Origin of the sequence: Chitinophaga sp. 30R24 (genome assembly GCF_049056765.1) — a bacterium.
Lineage (GTDB): Bacteria > Bacteroidota > Bacteroidia > Chitinophagales > Chitinophagaceae > Chitinophaga.
Window position 1 is genome coordinate 52185 of sequence record NZ_JBJGXX010000008.1, and the last position, 12103, is coordinate 64287.

The 12103-nt window shown below is 43.5% G+C and carries 10 protein-coding genes; 1 reads left to right on the forward strand and 9 read right to left on the reverse strand.

From position 1 onward, the window contains the following. Positions 1 to 15: 15 nt before the first annotated feature. Positions 16 to 738, reverse strand: coding sequence for a pirin family protein (locus tag ACDQ55_RS16145; RefSeq protein WP_420982486.1), 723 nt, complete (start codon positions 736 to 738; stop codon positions 16 to 18). An 80-nt stretch (positions 739 to 818) separates the two neighbouring features. Continuing rightward, the gene (locus tag ACDQ55_RS16150) at positions 819 to 1451 is read right to left on the reverse strand and encodes a hydrolase (protein ID WP_420982487.1); all 633 of its coding nucleotides are present in this window, start codon (positions 1449 to 1451) and stop codon (positions 819 to 821) included. 146 nt (positions 1452 to 1597) lie between these two features. Between ACDQ55_RS16150 and ACDQ55_RS16155 the strand changes: the two genes are divergently transcribed. Beyond that, entirely contained in the window at positions 1598 to 2185 is a 588-nt protein-coding gene (locus ACDQ55_RS16155) for a Crp/Fnr family transcriptional regulator (protein ID WP_420982488.1), read from the forward strand. On the opposite strand, the gene ACDQ55_RS16160 is transcribed toward ACDQ55_RS16155, so the two are convergent. From ACDQ55_RS16160 to ACDQ55_RS16190, 7 genes are all read right to left on the reverse strand, one after another. Then, positions 2178 to 3014 (reverse strand): universal stress protein, encoded by an 837-nt coding sequence (locus ACDQ55_RS16160; RefSeq protein ID WP_420982489.1) that lies wholly within the window; start codon positions 3012 to 3014, stop codon positions 2178 to 2180. The two genes, ACDQ55_RS16155 and ACDQ55_RS16160, sit on opposite strands and share 8 nt — an antisense overlap. A 187-nt stretch (positions 3015 to 3201) precedes the next feature. After that, positions 3202 to 4620 carry an efflux transporter outer membrane subunit gene (locus ACDQ55_RS16165; protein WP_420982490.1) on the reverse strand — a complete coding sequence of 473 codons (1419 nt, stop codon included), beginning with the start codon at positions 4618 to 4620 and terminating at the stop codon, positions 3202 to 3204. A 10-nt stretch (positions 4621 to 4630) separates the two neighbouring features. After that, positions 4631 to 7816 carry an efflux RND transporter permease subunit gene (locus tag ACDQ55_RS16170; protein ID WP_420982491.1) on the reverse strand — a complete coding sequence of 1062 codons (3186 nt, stop codon included), beginning with the start codon at positions 7814 to 7816 and terminating at the stop codon, positions 4631 to 4633. 118 nt (positions 7817 to 7934) lie between these two features. Then, positions 7935 to 9077, reverse strand: coding sequence for an efflux RND transporter periplasmic adaptor subunit (locus tag ACDQ55_RS16175; RefSeq protein WP_420982492.1), 1143 nt, complete (start codon positions 9075 to 9077; stop codon positions 7935 to 7937). Positions 9078 to 9120: 43 nt separating this feature from the next. Next, positions 9121 to 10320: an MFS transporter gene (locus ACDQ55_RS16180; protein WP_420982493.1), complete on the reverse strand. Its 1200-nt coding sequence runs from the start codon at positions 10318 to 10320 to the stop codon at positions 9121 to 9123. Between the two features lie 112 nt (positions 10321 to 10432). Continuing rightward, positions 10433 to 11032 (reverse strand): TetR/AcrR family transcriptional regulator, encoded by a 600-nt coding sequence (locus tag ACDQ55_RS16185; RefSeq protein WP_420982494.1) that lies wholly within the window; start codon positions 11030 to 11032, stop codon positions 10433 to 10435. A gap of 227 nt (positions 11033 to 11259) precedes the next feature. Next, positions 11260 to 12093, reverse strand: coding sequence for an AraC family transcriptional regulator (locus tag ACDQ55_RS16190; protein WP_420982495.1), 834 nt, complete (start codon positions 12091 to 12093; stop codon positions 11260 to 11262). Between the last annotated feature and the right edge of the window lie 10 nt (positions 12094 to 12103).

The window sequence follows — 12103 nt, forward strand, 5'->3', positions numbered from 1 at the left end:
AATAAGTATTCTTGATTAACGTCCTATTGTTCCTTCTTTCGTGATCACTGCTTTAGGGTTAATGGAAAAAGCCACTAACAGCGTATCTTCTACCGCTTCCAGTAGAACTCCAGTTTCATCCACGATAAGACCATTTCCACGCATGCGGAACAATTGATCTTTCACCTTAATAGCACCGGTATATACAAGAAAGAATGTATCATAACCTGGTTTGGCAGGAAACTGTGTGGTAGTTCCTTTATCTAACCGGATATCGTGCATTTGTATATCGTTCCTTACATAAAAGTCTGAACCTACAGGTCCAAAAATATTTCTCCATTCATTGTTCCTACCAGGGGCCAATGGCTTGTGCTGTATACCGGGACTGAGATCCAGGGCGTAAGGACGCACAAAAATCTGCAACATACGTAACGGCGGATCAGTAGCCAGTGTTCTCTCTTCATGCCAGAAGCCACTACCTGCATTCATAATCATCAGATGATCTTTATCGGTGATCAGCTCTCCTACTGTTTTATCGTTATGCCGCATCACACCTTCCGGCACCCATGAAATGATTTCTTCGTTTTTATGCTGATGTAGTTTAACCCAGGTATCAGGGTCCATAAAAGACTCTGCCACCGTAGCCAAAGGGCCGTATCCATGATCGGTATGACCTGGAATGGAAAAACCTGGCAAATGAAAATATATTCTGAATTTCCCCTGATCTGACAGGGATATATTATTGGAATGATATAACATGATGAATTAATTTATTATTTTTTAAAAGACAGCTATATCTGTTTATTGGATGATACAGCCACTATATCTATCGTTGACTTTTAGCGGGTACCTTCTTTCAGGTTGAGCAACTGCCATTCCCAGCGAAGTCCCTGGCCAAATCCTCCGCCATGTTCTTCAAATAACTTGGTTACTGCTCCCGCAGTTTCTTCCCGGCTCCAGTCGCGTTGCAATTCACTAACATAAGACCAGGTAGTAATAGGGATACCGCCAGCTTGTATCATACGTTGAACTGCCATCTGATGCGCTTCTAAGGTAGCTCCTCCGGAAGCGTCTGTAACGAAGTACACTTCATAGCCATCTGCCAGCGCAGAGAGCACTGGCATTTGTAAACAAACTTCTGTCCAAAGTCCGGCAATTACCAGCTTTTTTTTACCCGTGCCTTTCACCCATTCCACTACCCGTTCATCTTCCCAGGAATTGAGCGTTGTTCTATCTATCGGCGTTTGTTCAGGATATATGTCCCTGATCTCTTTTACTAATTCCTGTCTTTCTGCAAAAGCAGTAGTTAATAGCACAGGTACATGGAAAATTTTAGCGGATTTCGCAAGCGCTACCGTGTTATTAATAACAGTAGCGGCTTCATGCGAACGGATGGTCAGCAATTGCAGGTACTGATGATCTATCAATAATAAAACGTGATTGTCCGGAGTTAATAAAGTAGTTTCTTTCATAACTTTTATTTTAAATTGATCAGTGATTAATTTTGTGAAACAAAGGTCAACAGATCTACCAGGGTGGCCAATAACCTGGGTTATGAAATTGTCTTAACCTAGGTTAAGAAAGCTGGAACCATTACATTTGTTCAATAAGTTATAATATGGGAGATGATTTTTCCTTACTGGAAGAGGCTATCGGGAAGTTTGTAACATTAACGGAAGAAGAAACCGAAAAACTGCATGCCGTTGCACAGCTAAAAACGGTTAAAAAAGGACAGTTTTTGTTACACGAAGGCGTACACAATGCCAATACTTTTTTCGTAAATAAAGGCTGCCTACGCACCTATATGGTAGACAAAAGCGGTATAGAGCATATCATGGGATTTTCTACCAAAGGTTGGTGGGCTGGCGACCTTCGTCCCTTTTATAGTAATGAACCCGGAAATTTTTATATCCAGGCCATCATTGATTCAAACGTTATCGTGATCAGTAAAGAGGACAGGGAAGCCCTATATCATATAGGTGTTACCTTCGAACGTTTCTTCCGTATACTGGCAGAAAAAGCATTTATCAATCTGCAGGACCGGCTGCTGGATAATGTGGTACTTACGGCGCTGGAGCGCTATAAAAAGTTTATTGACCGGTATCCCGAAGCTTTACAGGTACTACCCCAGAAACAAATTGCAGCATTTATTGGTGTAACGCCCGAATTTTTAAGCCGGGCCAAAAAGAAAGACTCCACTATCTAGCAGGTAGCGACAATAACGGCAGTTGCGTATTATATGCCAGTTCTTTGGAGATACTTTTATGAAAGATGGCAGATAAAAAAGCGTGTTGGCGCGGCACTGTTATCATCATCGATACGTGATGTTCCCTGGAAAAATCTAAAATACCTTTCACTACATCATTACCAACAATATAATGAAAGTCTGGATGATATTTTTCAAGTAATTGACGTAGCCATTCCAGATGCACCTTATTTTTAGTAAGATATTGCTCTGCAATTTCAGGTGATACATTCACCACATGCACACTTGCTTCCACGGCGTCCAGAAAACGGCAAAGCTGGTTTGCCGCTGCTGATGGCAGTTCCTGGAAATCTGTAGAAAAAACAACGCTCTTCACACTACCGCTCACATACGTATCTTTAGGCACAATTAATACCGGGTATTTGCTCGCTTTCAGCAGCCGCGATGTATTAGCTCCCATAAACAAGCCGTCCTTGTTCGATTTTCCGGATACGCCCATCACAATAATTTCTACCCCCTGTTCTTTACATAACTGATTAATCCGTTTCGGCAAAAAAGCATCTTCTGCCAATAGCTCATAACTTATATCCCCCGCTACCACCATTCTCAACTGGTCTTGCATCGCCGCTAAAGCTTGCATATTTTCGAGATATAATTGCCCGCTTACCTTAGGTGAAGGCACAGGAAACTCTATACCTTCCGCAATTGTACGGTATGTATGATACAATATCAACTTATCAACGTGTAAAAATCCAGCCAGGTTACTACCATATTCCGCCGCCCGGAAAGCGGCATCGGAAAAGTCGGTTAACAGGAGCATCGCTTTCATACCTACATTTTTTTGTGGGATCATATTCCTTCTTTCATTAACACGCAAAAAAAATACCTTGTTTGGCGCGATTACCTCTCCGGAAAAATAAATAACCCAAAAGCTATTTCCATGGTTATAATTAAAAAAGAGGGACGTCCAGCCAACGCCGAACGCCCCCTTTTCATTGTTCATAGTGCCTGATCACTTATTTCCAACCTCCACCTAAAGACCGGTACAGGTCTATGGCAGCGCTTAACTGTTCCCTTCTTACTGTTGCCAGTTCCAATTCTCCTGATAACTCCCTGCTCTGTGCAGTGATCACCTCTAAATAGTTGGCTTTACCCGCAGCAAACAGCAGATTAGCATTCGTTGCTGCCTGTTGCAATTTATCTACACGAACAACAGCAATTGCCTGCTGCTTATCCAGTTTATCAATTTTCACGAGGGCATCTGCCACTTCCTGGGAAGCGGTTAATATCGACTGACGGAAGCGAAGCACTGCTTGCTCCCTTTGTATAACGGCCACATTATACTGGGTTTTGAGCTCCCGTTTCTGTACAATGGGTTGCATTAGGCTACCTGCTACAATTCCAAACAAGGAAGCAGGTATATTAAACCAATTACTGGCCTTTAAAGCGTCGATGCCTCCCTGGGCAGAAATAGTGAGGGAAGGATACATATTAGCCCGCGCAATGCCAATTCTGGCGCTGGCAGCCTGTAATTCCAGCTCATTGCTTTTTACATCCGGCCGGCGACTCATCATAGCAGCTGGCAGGCCTGCTGCCACCGTAGCCGGCAATTCCAGATGGTTCAGTTTACCTGATCTGCCAATCGCTTGTGGCGGTATGCCCATCAGTACGCTCAATGCATTTTCCTGCACGCTAACGTCTTGTTCCAGTTTAGGGATCAATTGGGCAGTAGCCAACCGCTGCGCTTCCTGCTGCTCTACTGCCAAAGAAGTTACCTGGGCAGAAGCATATTGCAACCTCACCATTTCCAGGGTGCTATCGTTGAGGGCCAGGTTCTTTTTAGCAATCAATAGTTGCTGGTCTAACATCAGCAGGTTATAATACCCATTGGCGATAGCTGCTACCAGTATAGTCTGGATACCCTTGCGGGCTTCCAGTGTTTTGAGGTATTGAGCCAGGGCTTCCCCTTTCCTGTTTTTCACCTTTCCCCAGATATCTGCTTCCCAGGAAATACCCAGGGAAGCATTATAATCATTCAGGCTTTTGGTGTGCAGGAACTGATCTGCTGTTAAGCCATTAAGGCTATTCTTTGAAGGAAGGCTGTTACTGGCTGTTACCCCAAATCCTACCGTAGGCAAATAACCTTGTTTAGCCTTTTTGTATAATTCATCTGCCGCTTCAATGCCTTTAATGGCTATCTGCAGATCATTATTCTTTATTAAAGCGGTATCTATCAGCGCCGCCAGTTCTGGATTAGTTAAAAACGATTTCCAGGGAAGGTCGGCTATGCTTTCCTGCTGCATGTCTACCGGAGTAGTATCACCACGGAAAGTGGCGGGTACAGCAGAGGTGGTATCGGTGGCTGGCTTTGGTACTGCACACGCCACCACCAACAGCAACAGTAAAGCCAGTATATTAATTTTATGATAGTTCATTTTATTCAATTTAAATGTGTTCGGCTGCCAGTTCATGATGAGGAGCTTCCTCTACTTTTTTAGGAGAAACCCTTTCATGCAGGTACTGGAATACAACGTACAATACCGGTATTATGAATACGCCCAACAGTACACCAGTGATCATACCACCGGCAGCGCCTATACTGATAGAGTGGTTACCTGCCGCAGACGGACCAGTAGCCCGCATCATCGGTATAATACCCGCTACAAAGGCGATAGACGTCATGATAATAGGACGTAAACGTGAGCGGGCAGCTTCCAGCGCTGATGATAACAACGTTTGCCCGGCATGCCTTCGCTGCACAGCAAATTCAACAATCAGGATGGCATTCTTGGCCAACAATCCGATCAGCATGATCAGGGCCACCTGTACATAAATGTTGTTTTCTATACCGGCAATGCCAATTGCAGCAAATACCCCGATTACTCCTGTAGGTATAGATAAGAGCACTGCCAACGGCAATATATAGCTGTTATACTGTGCAGACAACAGGAAGTATACGAACAGTAAAGACAACAGGAAGACAAAAAGAGACTGTCCACCTGATATGATTTCTTCCCTGGTAACCCCTGAGAACTCGTAAGAATAGCCCATGGGCAGTGTTTGAGCCGCTACTTCTTCCACGGCTTTAATCGCGTCTCCGGTACTATAGCCTTTATTAGGGTTGGCATTCATCTGAATAGAATTATACAGATTATACCTTGTTAAGGTTTCCGGACCCAGCACTGGTTTCAAGGTGATAAGGGTGCTGATCGGGATCATTTCTCCCAGACTGTTTTTCACCTCTATCCCGTTCAGTGAAGAAGGATCGGTACGATCTGCTTTATCAGCCTGCAACATTACCCGATAGTATTTACCGAAACGGTTAAAGTCGGATACCTGCTGACTACCGTAGTAAGTCTGCATGGTTTGCACCACATCTTTTACTTCTACCCTTAACTGGGCAGCTTTTTCTTCATCGATCACCATTTCCAACTGTGGATAGTCGGCCCGGAAAGCAGTATATGCCAACGCAATTTCTTTTCGTTTATTCAATTCCGTGAGGAACTTGGTAGCGATACCGCTAAATTGGTCCAACCTACCACCGGTACGGTCCTGCAATACGAAGTCGAGACCATCTACGTTACCAAATCCGGGTACAGTAGGCAATGTAAATACAATGATATTAGCCCCTTTAACCACAGCCAAACGCTTACGCATTTCGCTCATGATATCGTTGAGGTCCTTGAGTTTACCACGATTGTCTTTAGGTACATAAAATGCTACTGCAGAAGAAGGACTGGTAGCCCCGGTAAAGATATTCAAACCGGAGATCTGGGTAAAGCTCTTCATAGACTCCATAGGTACCAGAAGTTCGTTCACCTGTTTTACTACTTCCATGGCCCTTTCCTGGGATGATCCTGGCGGAAGGGTAATGGATACTGCGGCAAAGTTCTGGTCTTCCGAAGGAATGAAACCTGTACGTGTTTTATTGACCAGGACACCTGTCACTACTATCACCAATGCCAAACCGGCAAGACTTACAAATTTATGTTTAATGAGCCATTTAAGACCACCTATATACTTATGGGTAACATTCTCGAAGCCTACGTTAAATGCAGTAAAGAACCGTTGTTTAAACCCACTTTTATGACCGGTTGCATCAGAAGGATGTACGCCTTTCAGGAATAAGGCCGCCAAAGCAGGACTTAACGTTAACGCATTGATTGCCGAAATGAAAATGGCGATAGCCAATGTAAAGGCAAACTGCCTGTAAAACACACCGGCAGACCCTTTCATAAAACCAACCGGCAGGAATACAGCCGCCATCACAAGCGTAATCGAAATAATGGCCGGCGTAATTTCATGCATGGCCGATAAGGTCGCATACCGCGCCGTTAGTTTCTTATGTTCTATTTTGGCATGGACGGCCTCCACCACCACAATGGCATCATCCACCACAATACCGATGGCCAACACCAGTGCAAACAGCGTAAGCAGGTTAATAGAGAACCCAAATGCCGACATGAAAAAGAACGTTCCAATCAAGGCTACGGGTACGGCTATAGCAGGAATCAGGGTAGACCGGAAATCCTGTAAGAAAATGAACACAACGATGAACACCAGTATAAATGCTTCTACCAATGTATGTATCACTTGTTCTATAGACTGGTCCAATAAATGTTTGGAATACCAGATTGTTTGCTGTTTAAGCCCCTTAGGAAAACTTTTAGAGGCCTTCTGCATTAACTTTTCTATTTGCACCTGGATATCACGTGCATTGGAGTTAGGCAATTGCAGGATTTCAACAGTGATCGCCGGTTTATCGTTGAAGTTAGGATCTGCACCACTTAAGGTATTGAAAGTACCATAGGTGTAAGCGCCTAATTCTACCCGTGCCACGTCTTTAAGTCTTAATACAGTACCATCGTCGTTACGGCGGATGATCATATTTTCATAATCCTGTGGATCACTATTTTTACCCTTGTATTTGATCACATATTCGAAGGCTACATCGCTGCCTTCCCCAAAACGGCCGGGAGCCGCTTCCAAGTTCCTGCTGCGGATAGCAGCAGCAACATCATCAGGCGTTAAATGATAGTCAGCCATCTGAGCGGGGTTTAACCATACGCGCATAGAATAATCTTTGCTGGCGCCAATGATCCTCACTTCGCCCACGCCTGGTACCCTCCGTATTTCAGGCAGGATATTGATCTGGGCATAGTTGGCGATGAACGTTTTGTCGAATAGCTTTTCATCTTCACTATACACGTTCACCCCCATAATCAATCCATTTTGCGCCTTTTTGGTAGTAATACCTGCCTGCACTACTTCCGGCGGCAAAAGACCGGTAGCAGAAGACACTCTGTTCTGTACATTCACTGCTGCCTGGTCGGGATTGGTTCCCAGCTTAAAGTATACGCTGATCACCAAGGAGCCGTCGTTGGTAGCAGAAGAGCTCATGTAGATCATATCTTCCACCCCATTGATTGCTTCCTCCATAGGAGGCGCCACGGCGCGGAGAATGGTTTCGGCATTAGCGCCTGGATAAAAGGCCTTTACCTGTACAGTAGGAGGCGCAATATCCGGAAACATTTGTATAGGCAGGCCCGTAAGGCCTACAATTCCGAGTATGACCAACATAATGGACACCACGGTGGCCAATACCGGTCGTTCTATAAATCGCTTAAACATGATATTTTTAATTTAATGTCATTACAAGAGAGACAAAAGATCCCCCGGACCAGGCGTCTACATCATATTTGCAGGCGCCCAGCCAATACTTTTCCGGCATCGCCGGGAACTTTATTTATTATTTACTTGCCTGTGCCACTGGCTTAGCAACAGCTGCCGCCTGGATCACGGTGCCATCCTGCAAACCTTCAATGCCTTCCAGCACAATCTTATCACCATTCTTCAAACCATCCTTCACTAAATAACTATTACCAGATTTTCCGGCAATGCCCACCAGCTGCTTACGTACTTTACTACTATCTCCCAACGCAAACACAAATATTTTATCTTGTATAGCAGTAGTAGCTGATTGAGGAATGGCCATAACGTTATCCTGGATAAAACTCAGCTTTATTTTACCAGTGTTACCGGAGCGCAATAAGCCATGGTCGTTCGGGAAGCTGGCCCTGATCGTAATTGCGCCGCTATTCTTATCGAATGAACCGTTCACCATGTCCAACCGGCCGGTTTCAGGATATACTGTATTTCCTGCCAAACCCAGGGATACTGGTTTTGCTTTTCTGAATTTCTCTTCAATAGTATTTCCTGGCAATTGCTCTTTTAAGAGAGAGAATTCCTTTTCACTTAAAGAGAAATACACGTGTACTTCTTTGATATCAGATAAAGTGGTTAGCTCCTGGGCATCTGTTACAGCGAGGAGGCTACCTACCTTTTTATTGAGCCGGCCAATGTAACCGGAAGATGGCGCTTTAATAGTGGTATAGCCCATATTGATCTGCGCATCTGCCAGGGTAGCTTCGGCTTGTTTCACCCTTGCTTGTGCCATATTGTAATCTGACTCTACAGTTTTCAGTTGCAGGTCTGACACTACTTTATTTTGCACCAGTGGTTTCAATTTATCGATTTCCAACTGCGCATTTGCTGCAGCTGCCTGTGCTGCCAGTAAACCGGCATTTGCGTTATTGAACTGTTCGCGGTATACTTTATCGTTGATTTTGAACAACGGTTGTCCGGCAGTTACATACGCACCTTCATCCACATATATCTTCTCCAGTATGCCGCCTACTTGCGGGCGTATTTCCACTTCTGCTGTACCTTCTATTGTAGCAGGATATTCATTATAGACTTCTGCTGTAGCTGTGGTAACTGTGGCCACCGGCAGCGATGGAGCTGTAGTAGTGGTAGCAGCAGGCGTTCCGGAAGAACATGCTGCCAGAAGGGCTGCTATCAATATAATCGTTGAAAATGTTAGCTGTTTCATAAAATGATTCATCTTATTTATTAGTGTGATTAATTTTATTTTATTAATTAGTACGGCTAGATGTATGTGATATCACGTTGATCAATAACGCTACTAACAATACACCTATACTGATTACCGGTAGTTTTGCAACGCCAACCAAATCGATAGCCGCACCACCAATGATGGAGCCCAGGGAAAAGCCCAGGTTACCGGCCGACACAAAAATGCTGCTGCCAAATTCCGGCGCTTCCGGCGCTGCGCTGGTGATCAATGTTTGTCCCAGTAAAAAACCACCTGTATGAATAAGGCCCCATACAATTGTTACCAGGAAGGCTGCATAATAATAGCCGCTCACTACAAACAATAACGCTTGTATGATCATTAATGCCGCGAAGAAAGTAAACACAGTACGTTTCATATCCCGGCTCAGCAACCGGCCTACTAACAGGTTACCGATTACGCCGGCGGCGCCAAAAAGGAACATTGTCAAGCTGATGGCTTTTCCATCCATATGTATAATCTCTTTCAGGTACTCTGCCATATAGCCATAACTGGTACTCATTCCCGCGATGATCAGCGTAGCGGTAGCAATGTTCCACCAGATCTTCGCCTGTTTTAAAATATTCACCTGACTGCCGAAAGACGCTTTACGTTTCACTGGCATAGAAGGCAGAAATTTCAGCAGGAAGGTTAATGCCAACAGGTTTAACACAGAGCAAACCACAAAGGCAGCATGCCAATCGAACAGGTCTGCAAAGAATACTGTTACGGGTACACCGAGCACAGTTCCTATACTCACACCTGAAAACACAATAGATACTGCTTTAGGAGCCTCGCCTGGTCTTGCGGAAAGCGCTGCAGTAGCCATAGCCACTGAAAAGAAAATGGGATGAAAAAATGCCGGCAATACCCTGGCAAAAAGCAATATCCAAAAGCTCGGCGCCACTGCAGACAGCAAGTTCGAAATAATGAAAACCACCAATACAAAAGCAAGTGCTATTTTCCGGTTCACGCCTGCTGCCGCAAGGGTGATAAACGGACCAGTAAAAGCAATCGTTAATGCAAAGGCGCTCAAAAGCCAGCCCGCCTGGGCAATCGTTACGTGAAAATGCTCAGCGATCTGTGGTAAGATCCCGATCACCCCAAATTCGGTAGTGATAATACCAAATACACCCAACGCAAGGATATAAATAATACTTTTGTTTGCCGGTACTGATTGTTTATTTACTTCAGCTGTTACCGTTATTGAATTTGCCTCCATAGATGTAATAAATGTAGTTTTCTATTTATGATTTATTAAATGAATAACATGATTTGCCTGATTAGATAATCATGTTAGATTATCTATCACTGTTAAATAATTGACCAAAAAATTATTTGATGATGGAAGTGATTACTCCCTGAATAGCTTCATGTAATACGTGCTGATTTATTTCCACTGCTTTTACTTTATTCACTAGGTTAATACTGATAAGCCCATGTATAACGGACCAACACATTAAATACCGGGTGCATATCTGCTCATCCGTTATATTCTTACCATTCGTCAAATCCTTGATAACGCCCATAAATAAAGCGGCTACTTCATCTGACTTTCTGTTTACTTCCTGTGAGCTACTGCAATGTACCTCCATACCAAACATGGCCTGGTAAAGTTCTTTCTCTGCGAAGGCAAACTGCCAGTAAGCCAACCACATGGCCTGCCATTGGTCTATAGCGTTTATTACGCCTTCTTTTGCCGCTATTATCTGCGAAACAAGCAATTGATATCCAGTATTAGATAATTCGGCCATCAAAGACTCTTTGCCAGTGAAGTATTCATAAATAACGGGGGCGGTATAATCTATCTCCTCGGCTATCCTCCTCATGCTTAAGGCTGGCCACCCTTCTTGCTTCACGATGTGCAGAGCTGCCTTCAGGATATTACTCCTGGTATTCTCTTTTAATCGTTGTATGCGTGCTTTACTTCCCATGTACCGCCTCCGGTTATTTATTTTTGTTAGTCGGACACAAAATTCGGATTAAGTAATGAAACAACCATTGTATATTCTTTCTCTTATTTTGTACAAATTTGTCATTATAAACGCAAAACTGTACAATTTTAGCAGACATTACCATAAATAGGTGAAAGGGGCATAAAAAAAGTGGCCAGAGCGGCCACTTTATCAATATCATACTATTCAACATTACATTATAGGAGTCAGCTTTTCCTGAACTCAGACGGATTTACGCCTTTATGCTTTTTGAAAAATTTATTTAAATGGCTTTCATCTGAAAACCCCAGCTCCTCTACAATCTCAGACATACGCATGGAACTATATAATAGCCGGTTCTCGATCAGCTTGATCTTATAATTAGCGATATAATCCTGCATTGTTTTTCCGGTTTGCTTCTTAAAATAACGCCCCAGATAGGTAATGGAAATACCAAACTGCTTACTTACATTCTCTGCCTTGATCAATTCTGGCTCATAAATATTGGACTGGATGTATTGGAGAATATCCAATGCCCTTTCTTCTTTATCTTCCTGGGTAAATTGTTCCGGCAAATACTTTTCTATATTTCTAGCAACAATTACCACTAAGGCATTGATCAATGCCAACGTTAACTTGTCCCAACACGTATCACGGTTAACAGACTCACGGATAATAGCCTCTACCAATGATTTTACCAACGGCTTATCGGTTACGTTTCTTACCACCGAACCCGGCACTTGTTTGGCACTATAAAGCAAATATTCCAGCCGCTGGATATTATCTTTAACAACCCCATTGGACTTTAAATAAATATCGTTAAAGCGAAGAAAGAAAAACTCCGTTGTTGTATCAATTTTAAAATCATGCAGGTCATCCGGGCTCAACAAAAACATATCGCAAGGGCGATAGGCAAATGTATTATCATTCACGCAATGACTGCCGGTCCCATTCAGCACAAATACCAATTCAAAAAAGGCGATTTGCCTTACTCTCTTCGGGTATTCAATCATCGTTTCAACAGATATTGAATACGGCTCGTACAATTGTTCTCTTACCATAATGACCAAA